Consider the following 20,758-nt stretch of genomic DNA (forward strand, 5'->3'; position numbering starts at 1 on the left):
GCCCTTGTGGTGCCGCGTGCAAAGCTGGAGATAGCCGATATCTTTCGACGATACGGCCCAGCCTGGCGACAAGCCAACAAGGGACATATAAGCCTTGACCAACTCAAGGTGATGTCCATTGCCCGGCAAGTTATTGCACAGCAATGACTGAGAGGGGCGATAGAAGCCTGCCGAACCGAGGCGCTTGGTGGGCATGTGGCAGCCTGTGCCAAGTGTGGCCATCATCATATTGCCTATAATTCTTGCAAGAACCGCCACTGCCCGAAGTGTCAGGGTCCCGCTGCTCGTGACTGGATGACAGCAAGAGCTGAAAACCTGTTGCCTGTCGAATATTTCCACCTCGTCTTCACCCTGCCAGCAGAGATTGCCTAGATTGCCTACTGGAACAAGCGAGCACTCTACGGGCTGTTGTTCAGGGCATCTGCACAAGCGGTGATAACCATCGCTGCGGATCCCAAGCGTATGGGTGCCAAGGTTGGCATGACCTCTGTGCTGCATACTTGGGGTTCGGCACTGACGCATCATCCTCACATCCATATGATCGTTCCGGGTGGTGGCCTGTCACCAGATGGCACAAGGTGGGTGGGATCCAAGCCCGACTTCTTCCTTCATGTGCGGGTGCTGTCCCGGCTGTTCCGACGGTTGTTTCTGGAAGGAATGATGGCTTTGCATCAGTCTGACAAGCTCGCCTTCTTCGGGGATTTGGCAGGACTGTCGGAACCGGAGGCGTTTGCCGCCTGGTTGGCACCACTCCGCAGAACCGAATGGGTGGTCTATGCCAAGCCTCCCTTTGGCGGCCCGGAAGCTGTGTTGGCCTATCTCAGCCGATACACCCATCGGGTAGCAATCTCCAATACCCGGCTGATCAGTGCGAATGCCAGTACCGTGACTTTCCGCTGGAAGGATTGCCGTATCAAATCGGGAGATCAACAAAAGATCATGCAGTTGGCGACGCCCGAGTTCATCCGTCGCTTTCTGCTCCATGTTCTGCCTGCAGGCTTCCATCGGATCCGGCATTACGGGTTCTTGGCCAGCGCCAACCGCAAGGCCAACATTGCGAGGATCCGCACAATTCTGGGAGTTGAGCAACCGCAGGAAGATAACAAAGAGGAACCGGCTGCAGAGGTCAGCCCGCTAACCCTGCGAGAACCATGTCCTTGTTGCGGTGGCCCCATGCGGATCATCGAGATCTTCCGGCGAGGTCAGAAGCCCCTATCCCGGGCTCCACCAAGGGAACAAGCCGCATGACAAGAATTCTGAACACCAATACGAGAGAGAACCGGCTGCAATCGCAGCGCCGGACAGGTTGCTGTGCGGGCAAGTTCGAAAATCTGATCTCAAGCGGCTTATCACGACAGAAAACAACATCAAGCTCGATGATTTGGCCAGCCTCAGGCGCCTGGGTGAGAATGAGACAACCGCCCGACTATCTGTCTTGCTGCACCATCGCACCGACCTTCAAAATACTTTCTCCATAGATCGCGCCCAATCCCCGCGTGCTTCTTCCTTGGGAGGATTTTCAACGCGGGCCGAAATCTCATCCAGACGAGAAATCGAGCCGCGGCCCGCATCGAAAATCCTTCACCGGGTGAGACATTGAGTTGCTAACCTTTTGTCGCGATCTCGTTGCACAGGTAAACTCAACAGCTAGGATCTGTTGACAAACTGTATTCCCAAGTCAGCTGAGATATGATTCAAGATAGCTTTCAAGGAGGCTATCTTGGCGCGATTGACAATGAGCGATGCGGAATGGGCATTTTTCGAACCTTTCATCCACTCGATCCGTGGTCGTGGCGGTCGCTCGGCGGGAGATCATCGCTTGGTTATTGACGGGGTCTTCTGGATTGCTTGTACTGGAGCACAGTGGCGTGACTTGCCGGCGGAGTTCGGTAAATGGTCGTCGGTCTATCGCCAATTCCGACGCTGGACGTTGGCGGGCCTCTGGGAAATGGTTCTTGAGGCGCTGAACGAGAGTGGCGCCGCACCAAATCAGGTTCAAATGATCGACAGCACCGTCATCCGCACCCATCATCCACTGCCCGGCAGGGCATTGCGTTAGCAATGTCCCGAGAGAGGAGGCCGCGGGCTCAAAAGGGGGACGCCAAAAGAAGGTTTTGGCCGTTCAAAAGGTGGTTTCACGACGAAAATTCATCTGATCACGAATGTGCATGGCTTACCCATCAAGGCCGAGATATCACCGGGGCAGCGCTCCGACTATACCGGTTATGACCTGTTGCAAGATGAGGATTTGCCAGATCCAAAGGTCTTCATTGCAGACAGGGGTTATGACGCGAATGCAATCAGAGAGGGTGTTGAGGGCAAGGGAGGTATTGCCATTATTCCTAGAAGATCAAATCGCAAGAAACAGCCCTTTCTCGACCCTTTCGTCTATGCATTACGCAACCAGATCGAGCGATGCTTCAACAATCTCAAGAATGCCAGACGACTGGCAACCCGATATGACAAAACGGCAAATAGCTATCTGGACTTCATTCACATCGTATCAGCAAGGCTTTGGATCAAAAAGTTTATCAACAGAACCTAGGTTGTCTTCGATTTGAAAGCGGATGTCTGATTGCGTTTGAGACGGCATGCCATCGTTGGTTTTCTGAAAAGCAATAAGGTAAATAACCCACCGAAAATGTACTTACATTGCTTGTTCAGCTTTCCTGAACCACCTCTCTCCTCAATGATATTCAAGACTCACTGACGTTTGGTCAGCCCAGAATGCCTACAGTAGACTGCCTGTTAAAATACCAAAATATTAAATACGGTATACCAAAAACAGCTTGCGAGTCGGCAGTGAAGAGAATAGCATTACAGAGTAAATTGCGTCTGTGGAGGTACCGGCGCACCAAGGCAATATGCAGCTTGTTGCTGCTCGGAGGAATAAAATGAAACTTGTAAAACTGCTTGCTTCGACAATCATTTCAACTGTAATGGCGAGTGGAGTTTACGCAGGAGATGCCACTCACTTGCGTATTCAGACCCACTATGCCGCGGGTCATCCATCTGGCAAACTCGCCCAACAATTTGCTGATGATATCAACATTATGTCGAACGGCAAAATTTCCGTTGAAATGTTTTATTCATCGTCGGTCGTGGGTACGGCCGATACATTTGATGCGGCAGTTAATGGTATTCTAGACTGTGATATGACGGGAGGTATATTCCAAGTCGGCAAAAATCCCGGGTTCCAATTCTTGGCTGATGTTATGGGTGGATACGAGACGCCTTGGCAGATGTATAGCTGGCTCTATTTTGGGGGCGGTAAGGAGTTAGCACAGAAGCTGTATAATGAGCAGGGAATGGAATTTGTTGGTTGGTGGCTTTATGGTCAAGAATCGCTCACGTCTACTCGCTCTATTGCCAACCCCGAAGAAATGAAGGGCTGGAAATTCCGCTCTCCTCCCGGACTTGAAACTGAAATCTTCACCGCTATGGGCGCCACGCCAATAGTGATGGATTTTACTGAAGTTTTCACCGCGATGGAAACCGGCATCATTGATGGTGCCGATGCGTCCGGACTGGCAAACAATGTCGGGTTCGGTTTCTATGATATTGCCAACTATGCGACCTATCCAGGTTTTCATTCCATGACTGCAGATCATCTTTCCTGCAATAAGGATGTCTGGGATGGCATGCCTGAAAGCCACAAACGCATCATTGATACCGCCATGCAGAAGCTCGCTTTCCAAACCACCCTGTCAAATGAAAAGGCAAATGCTGAAGCCGCGAAGACGTTGCTCGACAAGGGCGTTGTTCTGCAGGACTGGTCGCCGGAAGATCGGGCCAAATTCAGAGCCACGGCACAACAGGCTTGGGATCGCTGGGCCAAAAAAACACCTGAAGCTGCAGCCCTTATCGAGAGTCATAGAAAATATCTCGGGGCACTTGGCCTGTTGACTGAGTAATCGGGGCTCCTCATTAGTCGATTTCCGGCTCGGCGTGTGGCCCCAGTTTCATGCCGAGCCTTCCCTCACTCATTTTGAGGAGATTATTGACATGCATACTCAGAGCGTATGGCTTGGACGCATGCGTGAAATCACACGCAAGTCCGCTATAGTGGCGACAGCGCTGGCGGTCGCTGCGTTTGTTATTCTTATCATACAGCAGTTCACTGCGCAGGAGCCGATTGGAATGTATGAGATGCTGCGTCCGCAGGGGCGGCCGCTCGTCTTGTCTATGCTTTGGTCGCTGTTTGCCGCTGTTATGCTTATTTCCATCTTTTTGTCAGACCGGATCGGCAAAATTGAAATCGCTCCGAAGGGTTTCTTCGACATCCTGTCGCTTGTTGCTTCTCGGCTGGGCATGATTGGCATTGTCGGCATCGTGCTGGTTATGGTTTATGAAGTGGTCGTTCGCTATGCCTTCAATGCACCGACACTTTGGGCAAATGAACTAAGCTGGTGGATTGCTGCATTCGTTTTTCTTCTGGCTGGCCTCTATGCCATGCAGCAGCGCTGTCATATCCGTATTTATGTGTTGTACGCCATCATGCCGCGCTGGCTTCAAAAGACAGCCGATGTGCTCAATGTCGTGCTGATCTGCGGATTCAGCTTCTGCTTGATCTGGGGTGGATATAATGAGGCAGAAAAGAAATTCCTCAGCTTGGAAACACTTGGCACCGCTTGGGATCCGCCGATCCCGGCAACGGTAAAGCCTGCGATCCTAATCGTGTTTCTCCTCGTGGCGATCCAGTCCCTCTCGAACCTCATTCTTGACTGGAACCATTCATCAGAGCCGATCTCTCCAATGGACGAGATCGATGAGGAAGAAATCAAGAATATACGCGCCACTCTGAAAGATGATCGAAATGGAATTAGTTGATCTGTTCGCCTGGATGAAAGTGGACGACCTCAGTACTCTGAGCATTATTCTGCTTCTGGGCATGTTCATGTTGCTGGCCCTGGGAATGCCGCTGGGTTTCGCTTCGGCTTCTCTTGCCGTTGCCACATTGGTTATGAAATTTGGTCCCGACTTGATCTTTTCGCATTTTGGCCGAGGCCCTCTTGCGGTTCTGGGGCAGGCGCTCTATCGCCAGCTAACCAGTTATGTGCTGATATCGGTGCCTCTATTCATCTTCATGGCATCGATGTTGGAGCGATCCGGCATCGCCCGTGACATGTATTCCTCGCTAAGCCTCTGGATGAGTCGTACTCGGGGCGGAATTGCCATCGTGACCTCTGTCATGGCGGTTGTTATGGCCGCGATGTCCGGTATCATAGGTGGTGAAGTTGTGCTGTTGGGTCTCATTGCCCTGCCGCAGATGCTGCGGTTGGGGTACAATCAGGATCTTGCCGTCGGGACCATCTGTGCGTCAGGTACACTGGGTACTATGATACCGCCTTCGATTGTGCTGATTATGTATGGGCTGGTTACCGAAACTTCGATCAAGTCACTGTTTGCGGCATCCTTCTTGCCCGGCTTCATGCTGGCATCCTTCTTTATCATCTATATCGTGCTGCGCACCCAGATCAATCCAAAGCTGGCACCTCTGCCCGAAAGCGATCCGGACGATCCGGCGGGGGTTGACAAGGGCCTGATGTTCCTAGGGTTTGTTTCGCGTCTGACGCTCTGGGTATGCGGCGTGCTGTTGTTGAGGATCATCTTCTTTACTGTTTCCGGTCAAAATGATCTGGCAACGGATGCGGAACCCATTCTTCTGGGTATGGTTACAGACATCCCATGGATTGTTGGCGTTGCCATTGCTGCGCTTGTGTTGATATTCGCGATTATCGGACGTGAACGCACGGCACTTGGCTGGCAAATGGGGAAGGGGCTGATAGCTCCGCTCGTTGTGATCGGCGTGGTGCTTGGGTCGATTTATGGTGGCATCACCGGTATCACCGAGGCTGCGGGCATGGGAGCCATCACGGTGTTTGTGATCGGCCTGATCAGGCGCGAGATGACTTTCGAGATTGTTTGGGACTCTCTCTTGAGAACGCTGAAATCAACCGGCACCATCATCTGGGTTACCATTGGTGCGTCCGCTCTGGCTTCGGCCTACACGTTGTCGGGCGGCCCAACCTATGTTGCCAATCTAATCGCCGCAGCGCATTTGCCGACAATGGGCATTATTCTCATCATGATGTTTGTTTTCCTGATCATGGGCATGTTCATGGACTGGACCGGCATTGTGCTGCTCGTTATGCCGGTCTTCCTGCCGGTCGTGCTCAAGCTGCCTGTCGATGAGATTGGCTTTTTTGGTCATGTCGATCCGGCACAGGTCTCAATCTGGTTTGGTGTGCTCTTCTGCATGAATATGCAAGTCAGCTTTCTATCGCCCCCGTTCGGACCGGCTGCCTTCTTCCTCAAATCGGTTGCGCCAAAAAATATCGAGCTTTCCGCGATTTTTCGAGCTTTTCTGCCATTTATCGGAATTCAGCTGTTGGCTGTGGCGGTTCTGCTATGTTGGCCACAAATTGTTACCCTATTCCTATGATTGTCAAAGGAATAAAAAGATAATAAAAAACCGGCAAGGCGCTGACTTGCCGGTTTTTTATGAGCCTTGCTGTAGCTAAGAAAGTGGTTTCTACTTATGCAACTCAGCTCACGTTTGCACTATCAGCAATGAACAATAATCAGGCTTAGTTATTGACTGCACTATTCTCATTGCCAGTCTTGTGGTCTTCGGATTCTCTGCGAAGCCTTTCGTGATTGGACTTTCCTGTCATTAGGTGTTCTGTGAGGGCATTAGATAATCTTGGTGCGTCTCTCGCAATAATCGCTTCGACAATCTCTTCATGCTCTGCCATCGTAATATCACGCCAACGAGCTTGTTCGGAGGACAGGTAACGTGCGCGAAAGAGTGCGGCATTGTACTGTCGATGAGAGTCAGAAAGCGCTGAGTTAGCTGCGAATTCGATAATGGTCCTGTGGAACTCCATATCGAGTTTAAAGAACTTCATGGAATCGGCGCCTGTTGCTAGCTTTTTGAGCTTTGTATGTACGGCAAGCAACTGTTCAATCTGTTTGTCTGTCGCACGCTCAATGAACAGCTTTCCACCCAGGGCTTCCAATGCAGCCTGCACTTCGAAAAGATCATTGATGTACTGAGTTGATGGATCAGCCACCCGCAGTCGCCGGTTGGCTTGTATCTCTATTAGCTTCTCGGCAGCCAACTCACGAATCGCCTCTCGCAGGGGGGTGCGTGAAATTTGCAGTTTTTCACACAGCTCCCTCTCTGGAAGCGTCTGGCCCGGCTCCAATGTGCCCACTAACACCAATTCGCGTAGGCGATCAGCCGCGATTTCCGATAAGGAAACGCGTCTTACAGCTAGATCATCGTTCAGCTGTGATAGCTCGATTGTTTGCTTTCTATTCATTCCTTGGTCCTCACCTGCCTAGCTATTCTACGTTATCTTAGGGCCAAGCAAAATACCTATTTCTCTGGGTCATTTTGTAAATACCGTATTTGGTATACATTTAAATGTTGCGCAGTATACCAATGAGTGGCATAATTTCTATGCTGACTCAATGTCAACAGTCTTTTTGAAAGACATTTAGGTTTGGTTGATGGGCGAGGATTCGTTTGGGCATTTAGGTTTGCTGACGATGTGATCCGATCAACTCTATTTCAAAGCAAAGGCGTCGATGTAAGGGATCCGATTGTGTTTGGTCGCAAAGAACAAGCGTGATTGGAATCTGATACTGGGAACTGGTGTTTCGACAAACTGCAGGGCTGGCTTTAAGGCTGGCTCTAAGGTTGGTTCGGAACTGAAGAAAAGTGCAGTGACCCGTGCCTTTGAGGGAGTGTGAGGTTATGAAAGTACTTGTTATTGGTGCGGCGGGGATGGTCGGTCGGAAGTTGATAGACCGGATTGGTGAGGAGCCAGAAATTTTGGGGGGAGCAATCGAAAAGCTGTTCCTTGTTGATGTTGTCAAACCCGATGCGCCGAAAAATCTTGCAGATATTGCATCCTGTAAAGCTATAGATCTTGCTCAAGCGGGTGTGGCTGAGGAGTTAATCAGTGAACGCCCGGATATAGTCATTCATTTGGCTGCCATTGTTTCTGGGGAGGCTGAGGCTGACTTTGACAAAGGCTACAATGTCAATATGAAAGGCAGTTATATGCTCCTGGAAGCCATTCGGGCAGAAGGACAGAAACAGCCATACAAACCCCGTTTTATTTTTGCTTCCTCTATTGCTGTATTTGGAGCGCCGTTCCCTGAGAAAATTGGAGACGAATTCTTTACAACGCCACTTACGAGCTATGGAACGCAAAAAGCAATTGTCGAACTGCTTATTTCTGACTACTCACGCCGCAATATTCTTGACGGCATTGGTATTAGGTTACCAACGATTTGCATCCGTCCCGGTAAGCCAAATGCAGCCGCTTCTGGCTTTTTTTCTAACATCCTACGCGAGCCGTTGGCGGGCGAAGAAGCCATCTTGCCAGTTGAAGATCATGTAAGACACTGGTTTGCGAGCCCACGCTCAGCCGTAGGCTATTTCACCCATGCTGCAACCTTGGATCTGAGCAAGGTTGGGCCACGTCGTAACCTTATGATGCCAGGTATTTCTGCGACCGTCGCGGATGAGATTGCGGCTCTTGAACGCGTTGCAGGCCCGAAACCCGTGAGCCTTATTAGGCGTGTGCCTGATGCTGACATTCGGGGAATTGTTGATGGGTGGGCTCGAGATTTCAGTGTCAAACGCGCGCTAAGCCTCGGTTTTACGGCTGAAAAGACCTTCGACGAAATTATACGGGTTCACATTGATGATGAACTGGGCGGGAAAATCGGAGGCTAAACCAGTGGCAAAATACAGATGGACACGAGATAACTGGCCCATAGCGGCTGCCATGATCCCCTTCCCCAACACGCTCACAGATGGTCGGTTGGTGCAGGATATGCCAGCCAGCCATTGGGAAGAGACGCTTTCCGAGGTTGCTGAGGCGGGTTTCTCAGAGCTGGACCCGACAGATTCCTGGCTGAGGATTGCCGATCTGGAAGCCTCTCGACTTGACGAGTTTCTTGCAGTTACTCGATCTCTCGATCTTTCAATCCCAGCGATCTCGACCTCTCGGCGCAGTGTCATTGATCCGGAAAACGGGGACGAGAATCTGGCCTATTGTCACCGGGTGATCGACACGGCCAGCAAGATTGGGGCAGAAGAGGTCACCTTTGGCCTTTTTGGTGCGTTGACGGACGAGCAGAAGAAGGCGCTTTGGTTCTGGACCGTAGATGGTGAGAAAAATCCAGATGATCCAGCGGTTTACAACAAGGCCGTGGCCCGGATCCGGGAGCTGGGGCAGCATGCCGCAGAGCAAAACATAGAAGTCTCGCTGGAAATGTATGAGGATACCTATATCGGGACTGCGGATGGTGCGGTCAGGTTTGTCGAGGATGTGGATTTGCCCAATGTCGGCATCAACGCGGATATTGGCAATCTCATCCGCTTGCATCGGCCAATGGAGCATTGGCAGGAGATGATGGCCAAGATTGCGCCCTTCCTCAAATATTGGCACGTGAAAAACTATATTCGCGTCGAGGATCCGGTGACTGGTGCGATCATGTCTCATCCGGCAACCATGGAAGCAGGCATCATCAACTATCGTGCCGCGATCAAGCTTGCATTGAAACACGGCTTCAAAAGCGCTTTTCTCTGTGAGCATTACGGTGGCGATGGCCTGACCATTGCAGCCCGCAATCGAGATTACATTCGCAGCATTCTGCCCCGCACCTGAACAAACGTTTGACCGGGCTTGCACGTCTGCCTTCCGACGGGCGTGCAGCCTGTCCGGATGCTGGCCAATGCCAGACAATATATTTGAGGAGGAACACATGTCACTGACGCAGGACCATCAAACCAAAAAGCTGATGAACGCGCCCGAAGAAATCATTCCGGAGATGATTGAAGGAATGGTTCTGTCACATCCCGATTTATTGAAGCTCGAAGGGAAGACGGGGCGAGCGGTTGTCGCAGTCGATGGCCCGCGCGATGGCAAAGTCGGAATCGTGGTTGGTGGAGGATCGGGTCATGAGCCTGCATTTGCCGGTTATGTCGGTCGCGGGCTTGCCGATGCTGCGGCGGTTGGCAATGTCTTTGCCTCTCCATCACCGGAACATATCAAAGAGGCTGCAATGGCAGCAGACGGCGGCGCCGGGGTGGTCCTTCTTTATGGCAACTATACAGGAGATGTGCTCAATTTTGACATGGCGGCAGAGGAATGCGCAGAGTTGGGCATGGATGTACGCTCCGTTGCGGTGATTGATGATGTGGCGTCTGCGCCAAAAGAGAAAGCTGGTGAGCGTCGCGGTATTGCCGGCGACTTTTTTGTCTTCAAGGTCGCCGGTGCCGCCGCCGATCAGGGACGCTCGCTTGAAGAGGTATATGCCGCAGCAAACCACGCCAATGCCTCCACCCTGTCCATGGGGGTGGCCCTTTCGGCCTGTTCCATGCCCCAGACCCTCAAGCCCAATTTCGACATCGGTCCCGATGAGATGGAAATCGGCATGGGCCTTCATGGTGAGCCGGGTATGCGGCGCGGCAAGGTGGACACCGCCGATCATGTGACCGAAACGCTGATGGATATGATCCTTGGGGAAATGGCCCCAGAGGCAGGCGATGAAGTCGCGGTGCTGGTCAACGGCCTTGGGGCGACGAGCCCGATGGAGCTCTATCTGGTCTTCCGCCGGGTCGCCCAGATCCTTGGGGCGAAGGGCGTAAAGATATATCATTCCTGGGTTGGCGAATATTGTACCTCGATGGAAATGGCAGGTGCCTCCGTCACTCTGATGAAGCTTGATGAAGATCTCAAATCCCTGCTGGATCATCCCTGCCGCACTGTCGCCCTCACGGTAGGCAGCGCACCTGTGCCGGTGGCCGGTGCCACGCACACCGCGCGGAACTATGAGGCAGCAAGCCGGGCTGATGCCATTGATCGGGCAAGCCTGAAGGCCGACGGGTCGATTACGCCGGAGAACTTCCGTGCCATGATGCAAGCCGCTGGCAACGCGATTGCGACCGAAAAGGACCGCCTGAGCGAACTGGATGGTGTGATTGGTGACGGGGATCACGGTGTCACCATGGATATCGGCTGGACGGCCGTGATGAAAGCGCTGGAGGGCGCCTCGGATCAGGACACCATCTCCCAGACCTGCACCAAGTCTGCCAAGGCCTTTCTCGACGCAGTCGGGGCCTCGTCCGGTCCGCTCTATGCCAGTGCCTTCAACACGGCAGGCAAAGCGGTCTCGAACCGGCTCAACCTTGATGCCTCTGCGATGGCTTCTTGGGTCGAAGGCATGCTCAACGGCATTCTCAATCGGGGCGGAGCCAGCGCGGGTGACAAGACAATGATTGATGCCTGGATGCCCGCAGCACAAGAGGCCCGCAAGGCCGCTGGCACGACGGACGATCCAGCAATCGTGCTCAAAGCGGCTTGCCGTGGTGCCCGGATGGGGGCAGATGCGACACGAGAAATGGAGAGCCGTCGTGGTCGCTCCAAAAAGCTCGGAAACCGCTCCGTTGGCCATATCGATCCAGGAGCAGAGTCGGCCTATGTGACGCTCAAGGCAATGAGTGAGGCGCTTGATAGCGCAGGTTAAGGGGATAGGAAATGGATGATGTTCACCGCATCATCCATTTCCTACCAATCAAAGAGAGTATGGCACGTTCCCGGCTGACGCCCACAGTGCGGCTGGGAAGGGTGTCTCAATTTTCTGCGTGTCGGATCTCGGCATTTGAAAGCGTTCACCCGTCCAACGGGTCAAGGCGGCCCTGATGACGCGGCAGATCCGCTGAATGTCTATTTTATCTTGTCGCATCGGCGATCTCGCACTTGCCCCAAATGGCAGCTATCCGCCAATTTTGCCAATAGTTCCTTCGTTGTTGTCGAAATTTCGGTGTTGCAGCCAATGTCTCCTTGGTCCGCAAATCCGTCATCGCTCACAGGCTGCTTTTAGCAATTGGCTGTCCGGTTCGAGGGGGTGCCAGGTGGCTTTGTTTGAGACTGCGTCAGGGGTGATCGGGTCGCCGTTCGCCCAGTCGCTGCGGCGGGCCGTGTTGCAATCGATCAGATTGAGGACGGTGAGGGTCGGGCCATCCTTGGATGCCTGAAAAAGGCTGGCCAGCTTGATGCCGGGCAAGTCGTCATGGGTCTTGATGGTCCGCTTGTCCAGCGCCAGAAAGCGATCGGTGCGGGGGATGATGTAGGACAATGGCTGCAAGGGGCTGGTGCCTTCGGCGGTGCGCAGGACGACGATGTCGTCGCCAAAGTCCGCCGTGGCGCGACTGAACCAGCCGTAATCGAGCACGATTTGCAGCAGGATCATGGCAGTTCCGGCCGAGACCGGTACGACCCATTTGGGGCGCGGCTTGTGCAGGACGAATTTGTAGAGCGCAATGGCGAAACCTGCGGCCCCGATGCCGGCAACGAAGGTTCCAAGCAGAATGAAGAGCATGGTGCAGCGTCCGATCTTCTCTTTGTGGTGTTTTGACTGCTATGACGGACAGTCGTCTCGCGCAAGGGCGGTGCTGATGGATGTTGTGGCACGGAATGCATCTCATTGATAAGGCAGCATTTCGTCGAGTGTGACAGCATCGCGCCGAACGCCGGTGCGCCAGACAGATCAGGTGCGCGCGCCCGAACTGCTGCCAAGGGCCGACTGAAGGGTCTTGATGACGATGAAGGCGTCCTTCAGGTGATTGCGCTCCAGTTCGCTCAAGGCTGCCGGTGACATGTAATTGTCCGGCTTTTGCCCCTCCCGGATTTGCCGGGCCTGATGGTCGAGGCGTGTTTCGAAGATCAGATCATAGGCATCGATGAGATCCTGCGCACCGGCGTTGGATATCACGCCAAGTTCCTTGGCCTCGAGCAGGCGCTCGCGGGTGTTGGCTGCGGCAATGGCGCCCTCCAGTGCATAGGCGCGGGCGAGATCGACGATGGGCACAATGCCGTTGAGCTTGAGGTCTAGCGTGTCCTTGTGCTCGCCTTTCTTGATGAGGGCAAAGCCGCGAAAGAAGCTCAGTGGCGGTGTGTGGTTGAGCGAATTGGCGATCATGTGGGCGCGGAAGATGCTGTTCTTTTTCGCTCTGTCCAGTGTTTCCTGATACAGCCCATGAAACAGCGAGGCGTCGCCTGCAATGGGTCTGAGGTCGAACATGACGCTGGCGAGCATCTGGGCCATCGGGTCGGGTTTGTCGATCCATTTGTTGAAATAGCCGCGCCAGACAGAGACCGGCTGGCACCAACGCGGGTTGGTGGCCATCATGTCGCCGGGGCAATAATAGAAACTGCAGGCATCAAGGCCATCGGAGACATAGTGCGCAAAGGCGCGAAACCATGGGCCATGTTCGGCCTCTGAATAGCTGTCATCGAGGATGAGGCAATTGTCCTGATCGGACACCCCTGTCTGTTCCTGCCTGCCTTGCGATCCGCACGCGAGCCACAGATAAGGGATCGGGGCCGGTCCCAGTTTTTCCTCGGCCATCTGGACAAGGCGACGGGTCAGACTGTCGGTGACGTTGGTGACGATACGGCCGGTGTTGTGAGCATCAACGCCGCTTCCCACCAGTTGGGCCAGCATTTGCGGCACCTTGGCGACAATCTCGGCGAGGCTTTCAAAGTCGGTCTGGCGCTGCAGATCGCGGATGAGGAAGGGTGCGGACACCGCCTGCCTGCGGACCAGATTGGTGTTGGTCAGGATGCCGACGAGCTCTCCCTTGTCGACAACGGGTAGATGGGAGTGGGCGCGTTCCATCATCGCCATCATGGCGTCAAAGCCGAGAGCGTCAGGCCCCAGCGTGTAAGGATCGGGGGTCATCACGGCGCTGACGGGTGTATCGAGCGGAAGAGCGGCAGCGACGACGCGCTCTGTGAGATCGCCCGAGGTCAGGATGCCCGTGAGGCGGCCCTCGTCGGTGATCAGCACGCAGGAGATCTTGTTTTCCCCCATGATCTTAGCGGCTTCAGTCACCGGTGCATTGGGACCGACCGTGAGGGGAGAGGGGGTCATCAACTCGCCGATGGTGATCGAGATGAGGCTCGCGGTGGTGTCGCCGATCTGGGGTTTGGTGCTCTTTTTGACAAGCGAGCTGTCAAAATAGGCATGAAAGGCGGGGTAGAGCTCGGTCAGACGTTTGAATTCGGCCTTGGGAATGAGGTAGAGCGTGCACTCTTCGCTCGCCACAGCCTTGTTGGGCGCTTCGCCATTGCCGAGCATGGCGCGCTCACCAAAGCAGTTGCCTACGTTGAGATTGAGCAGGAGGTCATTGTCGGGCGTGATGAGATCCACCGCCCCTGACCGGATGAGATAGAGGCCGGCGAGCCTTTGGCCGACCTCGACGATGGCGTCGCCCGGCTTTGCCTCGATCACCGCTGTGACACTGGCGAGCGTGCCCAGCTCGTCCATCTCCAACAGGTCAAAGGGGTGGCGATGGGATGCAAAGTCGATGAAGTCGTGCGCACCGGCAAAGCCGGCCTTCTCTGTTCCGCTCATGGTGTCCTCCCCGTCATGCCTCAAATGGTCGCGTCTTGGATGCAAAAAAGACCCCACCGAAAGCTTCGGCGGGATCTTTTGTGTCGTCCTTGATCAAGGTCACAAGGACCGCATGGGATCCTTGTGCCACTTGACTTAGTGATCGACTGCGGCGCCCGCACCTTTCGGGACACGGATGCTTTCGACCAGTTCCTGGATTTCCTGCGGTGGCTCTTCAGTCGCGGAAGAGACGACATAGGCAACAGCGAAGTTGATAATTGCGCCGATGGTGCCGAAAGCTTCCGGAGAGATGCCAAGGAAATGGTTGGCGGTGGTGTTTGGCAGCATGTTGGTGCCGGGGATGAAGAACCAGCCCTTGTACATGAAGATATACAGCAGGGTGGAGAGGATACCGGCGAGCATGCCAAGGATTGCGCCCTTGGAGTTAACCCGCTTGGAGAAGATCCCCATCATCAGAGCCGGGAAGATAGAGGATGCTGCAAGACCGAAGGCCAGCGCCACCACCTGTGCTGCGAAGCCCGGTGGATTGAGCCCCAGATAGGCGGCAATCACAATGGCGACGGCCATGGAAATGCGGGCGTAGAGCAGTTCTTTCTTCTCGGAAATGTCCGGCGTGAAGGTGCCTTTCATCAAGTCGTGCGACACGGCTGACGAAATGGCCATCAAAAGACCGGCTGCAGTGGAGAGCGCGGCGGCGAGACCACCGGCTGCGACCAATGCGATCACCCAGTCAGGAAGCTTGGCGATCTCCGGGTTGGCCAGAACCATGATGTCACGGTCCACGAACAACTCGTTGCCTTGCCAGCCAAACTCTTCGGCTTGGGTCTGGAAGCCAGTGGACTTGTCATTGTAATACTGGATGCGGCCATCGCCATTCTTGTCTTCGAATTTCAGAAGGCCGGTGGTTTCCCAGTTCTTGAACCAGTCCGGACGGTTCTCATACTGAAGGTTGCCATCTTCTGCGCCGATCGGACCGGTCTGGATGGTGTCCATCAGATTGAGGCGCGCCATGGCGCCAACGCCGGGAGCGGTGGTGTAGAGGATCGCGATGAAGACCAGAGACCAACCGGCGGTCCAGCGTGCATCAGAGACTTTCGGCACGGTGAAGAAGCGGATGATGACGTGCGGAAGGCCGGCCGTGCCGATCATCAGAGACATGGTGTACATGAACATGTTGAGCGGGTTGGATGTAAAGGCCGTATATTCGCCAAAGCCGAGATCCGTCACCACCTGATCGAGTTTTGTCAAAAGGGGTACGCCGGAAACATGATCAGAGAAGAGACCAACCTGCGGCAGGAAGCTGCCGGTCAGTTCCATCGAGATGAAGATCGCCGGGATGGTGTAGGCGAGGATCAGAACGATATACTGGGCGATCTGGGTGTAGGTGATGCCTTTCATGCCGCCTTGCACCGCATAGAGGAAGACAATCGCCGTGCCGATGATCAGGCCGGTCGATGCGTCCACTTCGAGGAAGCGGGAGAAGGCCACGCCAACGCCTTTCATCTGGCCGATAACATAGGTGATCGAGCAGATGATGAGGCAGATAACGGCCACGATGCGTGCGGTGGATGAGTAGAAACGATCACCGATGAATTCGGGCACCGTGAACTTGCCGAACTTGCGCAGGTAAGGAGCAAGAAGCATGGCCAGCAGCACGTAACCGCCGGTCCAGCCCATCAGGAAGACCGATGCGCCATAGCCGTTGAAGGCAATCAGGCCTGCCATGGAAATGAAGGAGGCCGCTGACATCCAGTCGGCGGCTGTTGCCATGCCGTTGGCAACGGGGTGAATGCCGCGACCTGCGGCGTAGAATTCGCCGGTCGAACTGGCGCGGGCCCAGAAGGCAATCCCGATGTAGAGCGCAAAGGAAGCGCCCACAACGATATAGGTAAGGGTTTGAAGATCCATAATCTCGCTCCGCTGTCCTCGTGCGTATCCCGGACAGTCTCGATTTTTTAGGAATTGGATACGCGTGACATCACTAAACTGGTGCGTTTTCACATTGAGGGTTCAATGCAAAAAGCCCTGATTACTCTTCAACGCCATGTTCTTTATCGATGGCGTTCATGCGCCAAGCGTAAAAGAAGATCAGCGCGAGAAAGACCCAGATGGATCCTTGCTGGGCAAACCAGAAGCCCAAGTCGCTACCGCCGACCCTGATGCCGGACAGAGCAGGACGCAGAAGCAGACCAAAGCCAAAAGACACCACAAACCAGATTACGAGACAGATCGCGATGAGATTGAGGTTGGCCTTCCAATAGGCGCGTCCGGATTCGTTGTTCTCGGCCATAATTCCCCCCATGAGGTTGAACCGGTTCATCGGTTCGCATTCCTGGAAATCCCGTCTACCGTCTGCTGATAGTCCTGAAGCTGTTTCCTCCAACGGCCTTAGGTATCGTGTCTTGCATCGGGCATTTTTTACGGGATCGTTCGATAATAAGAGCCAGAAAACTTTCGTTCCCCAGCGTCCGAGTGATCTAAAATGAGCGGCCTGTTTAATTCAATTGATGTTTCGTATAATTCTCTTATTCTTTAGTCTCTAAGTCTATGCAATGTTGAACTGTTTGAATTTTGGACATCGTTCCAAGTTGTGGGCTTTTGGGTGTTTCGGGTTTATTTGTATCTAAAAGTATAAGTCGGATTCTGCCTTTCGTCGTATGCAGAATGATTGCCGTGAGGCTTGCTGTGCTAAGTTGCTCTAATTTTGTTTAATCTGATGTGGCCGGATTTACTGGGACGGCTAGAGACCGAATCAGAATAGCGGTGTGCAAGTGGCTGAAGCGAGAGCGTCAGCGATGTGATTGACCTCTTTGCCAGGCTCGTGCATATGGGGCGCATGACACACCCGCCCAGCCTCACCCCGCCAATGATTGATTATAGCCCGCCGCAAGCGCCCTACTTGAGTGTGCTTTTTGCGGACGAGCATCTTGCGATCATCGACAAGCCGTCAGGCTTGTTGAGCGTGCCGGGCAAGGATGCGGCGCATTGGGATTGTGTTGAGTATCGGGCCAAGCAGGCTCTGGGCGATGCGCGCATCGTGCATCGGCTGGATATGGATACCTCGGGGGTCATGGTGCTGGCCCGCACGAGCGATTGCCACCGCAATCTGGGACGGCAGTTTGAAAAGCGCAAGGTCGAGAAGCATTATGTTGCCCGCGTGTGGGGGAACATGGTGGAGGAGTGCGGACATGTGGACCTGCCGCTGATCTGCGATTGGCCAAGCCGGCCCAAGCAGATGGTTTGCTTCGAGCGCGGCAAACAGGCCCAGACCGATTGGCAGGTTTTGCAGCGTGATGATCGCTCAACGCTGGTGCGTTTGACGCCGCACACCGGTCGGTCTCATCAGCTCAGAGTGCACATGCAAAGCCTGGGACATGTGATCATCGGAGACCGCTTTTATGCCCGGGGCGATGCGCTCTCCGGCGCGGACCGGTTGTTGCTGCATGCTGAAAAGCTCGGGCTCATTCATCCGGCCACGGGCGAATGGATGGAGTTTTTGAGCCCCTGTCCCTTCTCGTGAGCGATTAGCCGCGGCCTCTCGATGCTGTATCTCTGGCTATTGTCTTTTCCATTTGACCGTGACGGTGCTGAGCTCTTCTCCGCCTTGCAAGCGGCCTGAGCGCGAGTTGAAACTTGTCTCAGTCACGCTCGAAAAATCGACGTAGATCTTGTTCTTTTCGGTGCTGCCGGAGAGCTTGAGGCTGTTTGCGGACAGGCGACCGGACAGGGTGACCTTGGCCAGCTCTCCGCGCTGCAGGATCGGCTGGCCCGAGACGGTGCCATTGGCGCTCTCCGTCAGGGTCGACTCGAAGCTGGATGTGGCATTGACTGAACCGCAACGACCTTTCAGGGCAAGGCTGTTTTGCGCCTTGTTGTATTTGGCGTTGAGACGGCAGGCGAGGGGATCCTTGCTTGGCTTGTCTCCTTTGGTCACGATGGTGCCCTTGCCGAACCATTCACCGTCCAGCTTTTCCAGAACGCTCTCAGCCTTCGCGTGTGTCGGAGCCACCGCGGCAAAAGACATGCATGCAATTGCCAGAAATGGGAGAGCAGATATCTTTATGGAATTGCTCATTTTCGTTTCCTTTCAAGGGCAAGCAGAAAACTCGGCAACAGATAGAGATCAGCCAGCATGGCCACAAAAAGAGCGGTCATGACGAGGCGACCAAATAGGGCTACGGACGGCAGCGAGCTTAGCTGAGTCATGCACAATCCGGCAACCAGAAGCAGGGTCGTTGCCACCACGGCGGGCGTGATTGCAGCGATGGCGACGCCCATGGATTGCCCCAATGTCTGGTCCGCGTTGGCCGCCGCTGTCTGACGAAACTGGTTCAGCAGGTGGATGGAATTGTCCACGGCGATGCCGAAGGCGATTGTCAGGGCAATGACGGCTGTCATGCTGAGCGGGCGATCCACGACCCAGAAATAGGCCTCTACCGTCATGATGGGGATAAGATTGGGCAGGATGAAGGCAATCCCCACCCTGACTGAGCGGACAATCACCATGATCGAGAGGATGACGATCACGATCGCACTCATCAGCCCGGTTCTCAGATCCCTTATGAGTTTGGGTGCCTCGCGTCCCAGCAATAAAGACTGACCGGCGAGCGTGACCTTGCCTTTCAGGTCATCGCGTTCCAGCTGGGCCAGCAGGCTGTCCGCATAGTCACTGATCTGCTTGCCGGCGAGCATGGTGCCCAGCGGAACCGGTATGAGATAGCTCAGCCCGTCCTTGCTCACAAATCGGCTGATCATCGGATTGTCTTCCGCAGAAGGTAGCGTTTGCAGTTGCTGCATCCATCTGACCACCGGATCGATGTCGATCGGTTTGGACATTGCCTTGTTGAGCGATGCCATAATGGCGGCTATTTCCTCGCGATCTTTTGCGCCAAGGCCCTTTTGCCCATCCGGATCGGGAATGATGGCATAGAGTTGGCCACTGCCGCCCAGATTTTGCTCGATGAAGACTTCGTCCTGGCGGATCGACATGTCTTGGGACAGATAGTCGGTCACCCGGAAGCTGGCGGGCAGGATGATGTGAATGATCACAAGGCCAATCGACAGAAAAAAGGTAAACAGCAGCGTTGGGCGCCTCAAGTGGGTTGCTATCCAGGCGGCGGGAGCACCGGGAGCCTTTAGAAAGCCGGGCACGTGGATCTTTGCTGTTGCCTTGCGGTCGAGCAGGAAGTGGGCGAGCGTTGGCAGTACGAGAATGACCGACAGGAACGCCAGCATGATGCCGAAGGATCCGGTCACGGCCAGCCGGAGCATCGTCTGTGCACCGCCAAGGCCGATGCCCACGAAGGCCATTGCGGTCGTCATGCTTGCGAGCAGGCAGGCCGGGCCGGTGGTCGCGATGGCGTGGGTGATGGACTGGGTGATGCCCTCTCCGTCGCTTCGTTTGCGCTGGATCGACATGTAGAGATGCACACCATCTGCAAAGGAGACCACAATCACCATGGTGGGGATGATGGTGGTCAGAAAATCGACCGGGATCTGGAAAATCGCAAGAACCCCGAAGTACCAGACCGCGCCTATGACAGGCGGCAGGGAGCAGATGATCGCACCGCGCCAAGACCGGAAAATGGTCCATGCCACGAGGATGCAAAGTAGGGTCGAGGCGAGGGTGATTTTGGTCTGGTCATCATAGAGTGTCGAGCGGATGGTGCGCTGGATTTCCGGGATGCCGACAAAGGAGATGGTGAAGGCCTCTTTGTAGGGTGCCGCAAGCTCTCTGATCGTCTCGATATTCTCTAGGCTCAGCCCCTTGGTGTTCTGCTCCTCGGACGGGCTGAGCATCAGCACCACAATGGTGGCTTTTAGGTCTTCGCTGAGCATGCGCTCGGCTAAGGGGATCGATTGCCGCAGCTTCAGGAGCCGGTCCCTTATGGGGAGTGACCGAACCTCGGAGCTGGTGAGATAGAAGGATTGGGATGCGCTTTCATCCTGCCCCCGGGCTTCGGTATCCGGCAAGGCGGGAAGGCTGAAGATCGACATGGCCGATGTGACACGTGGGGCGAACTGAAGATCGAGCAGGAAGCTCTGGAAGCTCTCATAGGTCTCAGGATCGGAGAGGTCTTGGGTGCGAATGAGCAGATTCTCGTCACCGGAGAAGGCATGGAAGTTTTCTTCCAGTGCCAGGAATGTCCGGTAGGTCTCAGAATTGTTGCGCAGGTTCTCCGTGATATCACCCGTAAACTGGGTCTGGGTGATCATCAGATAGGCGGAGATAACCGTGACGATGCTCGCCACAACGGCAATCAGACCGGGGCGCTTTGCGATCCGGGGGGCCATGAACTTCAAACCGAGACTT

General features: G+C 54.5%; 14 protein-coding genes and 2 pseudogenes. 9 read left to right on the plus strand and 7 right to left on the minus strand.

Features of this window, described 5'->3' with window-relative positions:
* Positions 1-9: 9 nt before the first annotated feature.
* From CPH65_RS07140 to CPH65_RS07160, 5 genes and pseudogenes are all read left to right on the plus strand, one after another.
* A pseudogene (locus CPH65_RS07140) lies at positions 10-1,248 on the plus strand (IS91 family transposase).
* 487 nt (positions 1,249-1,735) lie between these two features.
* Positions 1,736-2,545 (plus strand): annotated as a pseudogene (locus CPH65_RS07145) (IS5 family transposase).
* A 349-nt stretch (positions 2,546-2,894) separates the two neighbouring features.
* Complete coding sequence (locus tag CPH65_RS07150) at positions 2,895-3,914, plus strand: TRAP transporter substrate-binding protein (protein WP_096172857.1); 1,020 nt, start codon at positions 2,895-2,897, stop codon at positions 3,912-3,914.
* Positions 3,915-4,005: 91 nt separating this feature from the next.
* A complete protein-coding gene (locus tag CPH65_RS07155; RefSeq protein ID WP_096172858.1) occupies positions 4,006-4,830 on the plus strand; it encodes a TRAP transporter small permease subunit in 825 nt (274 codons plus the stop codon).
* Positions 4,817-6,445: a TRAP transporter large permease subunit gene (locus CPH65_RS07160; protein WP_244574560.1), complete on the plus strand. Its 1,629-nt coding sequence runs from the start codon at positions 4,817-4,819 to the stop codon at positions 6,443-6,445. Before CPH65_RS07155 ends, CPH65_RS07160 begins: the two co-directional genes overlap by 14 nt.
* Before the next feature lie 145 nt (positions 6,446-6,590).
* Here CPH65_RS07160 and CPH65_RS07165 read toward each other — a convergent pair whose 3' ends face one another.
* Positions 6,591-7,328, minus strand: coding sequence for a GntR family transcriptional regulator (locus tag CPH65_RS07165; protein ID WP_096172859.1), 738 nt, complete (start codon positions 7,326-7,328; stop codon positions 6,591-6,593).
* A gap of 437 nt (positions 7,329-7,765) precedes the next feature.
* Here CPH65_RS07165 and denD point away from each other — a divergent pair, with 437 nt between their 5' ends.
* The 3 genes from denD to dhaL all read left to right on the plus strand — a co-directional run bounded on the left by denD (position 7,766) and on the right by dhaL (position 11,553).
* Positions 7,766-8,755 carry a D-erythronate dehydrogenase gene (gene denD, locus CPH65_RS07170; RefSeq protein WP_096172860.1) on the plus strand — a complete coding sequence of 330 codons (990 nt, stop codon included), beginning with the start codon at positions 7,766-7,768 and terminating at the stop codon, positions 8,753-8,755.
* The gene (locus CPH65_RS07175; protein WP_371359451.1) at positions 8,727-9,692 is read left to right on the plus strand and encodes a sugar phosphate isomerase/epimerase family protein; all 966 of its coding nucleotides are present in this window, start codon (positions 8,727-8,729) and stop codon (positions 9,690-9,692) included. Before denD ends, CPH65_RS07175 begins: the two co-directional genes overlap by 29 nt.
* A gap of 97 nt (positions 9,693-9,789) precedes the next feature.
* Entirely contained in the window at positions 9,790-11,553 is a 1,764-nt protein-coding gene (dhaL, locus tag CPH65_RS07180) for a dihydroxyacetone kinase subunit DhaL (protein WP_096172862.1), read from the plus strand.
* A gap of 333 nt (positions 11,554-11,886) precedes the next feature.
* Here dhaL and CPH65_RS07185 read toward each other — a convergent pair whose 3' ends face one another.
* The 4 genes from CPH65_RS07185 to CPH65_RS07200 form a co-directional block, all read right to left on the minus strand.
* Positions 11,887-12,408: a hypothetical protein gene (locus tag CPH65_RS07185; RefSeq protein ID WP_096172863.1), complete on the minus strand. Its 522-nt coding sequence runs from the start codon at positions 12,406-12,408 to the stop codon at positions 11,887-11,889.
* Positions 12,409-12,576: 168 nt separating this feature from the next.
* Entirely contained in the window at positions 12,577-14,445 is a 1,869-nt protein-coding gene (locus CPH65_RS07190) for a DUF294 nucleotidyltransferase-like domain-containing protein (RefSeq protein WP_096172864.1), read from the minus strand.
* A gap of 135 nt (positions 14,446-14,580) precedes the next feature.
* Positions 14,581-16,353, minus strand: a complete 1,773-nt coding sequence (locus CPH65_RS07195; RefSeq protein WP_096172865.1) for a sodium:solute symporter family protein — start codon at positions 16,351-16,353, stop codon at positions 14,581-14,583.
* Between the two features lie 121 nt (positions 16,354-16,474).
* Positions 16,475-16,735, minus strand: a complete 261-nt coding sequence (locus tag CPH65_RS07200; RefSeq protein WP_096176283.1) for a DUF4212 domain-containing protein — start codon at positions 16,733-16,735, stop codon at positions 16,475-16,477.
* Positions 16,736-17,242: 507 nt separating this feature from the next.
* Here CPH65_RS07200 and CPH65_RS07205 point away from each other — a divergent pair.
* A complete protein-coding gene (locus CPH65_RS07205) occupies positions 17,243-17,965 on the plus strand; it encodes an RluA family pseudouridine synthase (protein WP_371359438.1) in 723 nt (240 codons plus the stop codon).
* 36 nt (positions 17,966-18,001) lie between these two features.
* Here CPH65_RS07205 and CPH65_RS07210 read toward each other — a convergent pair whose 3' ends face one another.
* Together CPH65_RS07210 and CPH65_RS07215 are read right to left on the minus strand one after the other, a co-directional pair.
* Positions 18,002-18,520, minus strand: coding sequence for a hypothetical protein (locus CPH65_RS07210; RefSeq protein ID WP_096172866.1), 519 nt, complete (start codon positions 18,518-18,520; stop codon positions 18,002-18,004).
* The gene (locus CPH65_RS07215) at positions 18,517-20,739 is read right to left on the minus strand and encodes an RND family transporter (protein ID WP_172891475.1); all 2,223 of its coding nucleotides are present in this window, start codon (positions 20,737-20,739) and stop codon (positions 18,517-18,519) included. The genes CPH65_RS07210 and CPH65_RS07215 overlap by 4 nt, the downstream gene beginning before the upstream one ends.
* Between the last annotated feature and the right edge of the window lie 19 nt (positions 20,740-20,758).

This window comes from Cohaesibacter sp. ES.047, from assembly GCF_900215505.1.
GTDB lineage: Bacteria > Pseudomonadota > Alphaproteobacteria > Rhizobiales > Cohaesibacteraceae > Cohaesibacter.

What these genes read in the sequence shown, in the direction of transcription:
- CPH65_RS07210 (WP_096172866.1), bottom strand. Translation starts at nt 18,520, where the DNA reads ATGAGCAATTCCATAAAGATATCTGCTCTCCCATTTCTGGCAATTGCA.
- denD (WP_096172860.1), top strand. Translation starts at nt 7,766, where the DNA reads ATGAAAGTACTTGTTATTGGTGCGGCGGGGATGGTCGGTCGGAAGTTG.
- CPH65_RS07160 (WP_244574560.1), top strand. Translation starts at nt 4,817, where the DNA reads ATGGAATTAGTTGATCTGTTCGCCTGGATGAAAGTGGACGACCTCAGT.
- dhaL (WP_096172862.1), top strand. Translation starts at nt 9,790, where the DNA reads ATGTCACTGACGCAGGACCATCAAACCAAAAAGCTGATGAACGCGCCC.
- CPH65_RS07175 (WP_371359451.1), top strand. Translation starts at nt 8,727, where the DNA reads ATGAACTGGGCGGGAAAATCGGAGGCTAAACCAGTGGCAAAATACAGA.
- CPH65_RS07190 (WP_096172864.1), bottom strand. Translation starts at nt 14,445, where the DNA reads ATGAGCGGAACAGAGAAGGCCGGCTTTGCCGGTGCGCACGACTTCATC.
- CPH65_RS07165 (WP_096172859.1), bottom strand. Translation starts at nt 7,328, where the DNA reads ATGAATAGAAAGCAAACAATCGAGCTATCACAGCTGAACGATGATCTA.
- CPH65_RS07195 (WP_096172865.1), bottom strand. Translation starts at nt 16,353, where the DNA reads ATGGATCTTCAAACCCTTACCTATATCGTTGTGGGCGCTTCCTTTGCG.
- CPH65_RS07155 (WP_096172858.1), top strand. Translation starts at nt 4,006, where the DNA reads ATGCATACTCAGAGCGTATGGCTTGGACGCATGCGTGAAATCACACGC.
- CPH65_RS07215 (WP_172891475.1), bottom strand. Translation starts at nt 20,739, where the DNA reads ATGGCCCCCCGGATCGCAAAGCGCCCCGGTCTGATTGCCGTTGTGGCG.
- CPH65_RS07185 (WP_096172863.1), bottom strand. Translation starts at nt 12,408, where the DNA reads ATGCTCTTCATTCTGCTTGGAACCTTCGTTGCCGGCATCGGGGCCGCA.
- CPH65_RS07200 (WP_096176283.1), bottom strand. Translation starts at nt 16,735, where the DNA reads ATGGCCGAGAACAACGAATCCGGACGCGCCTATTGGAAGGCCAACCTC.
- CPH65_RS07150 (WP_096172857.1), top strand. Translation starts at nt 2,895, where the DNA reads ATGAAACTTGTAAAACTGCTTGCTTCGACAATCATTTCAACTGTAATG.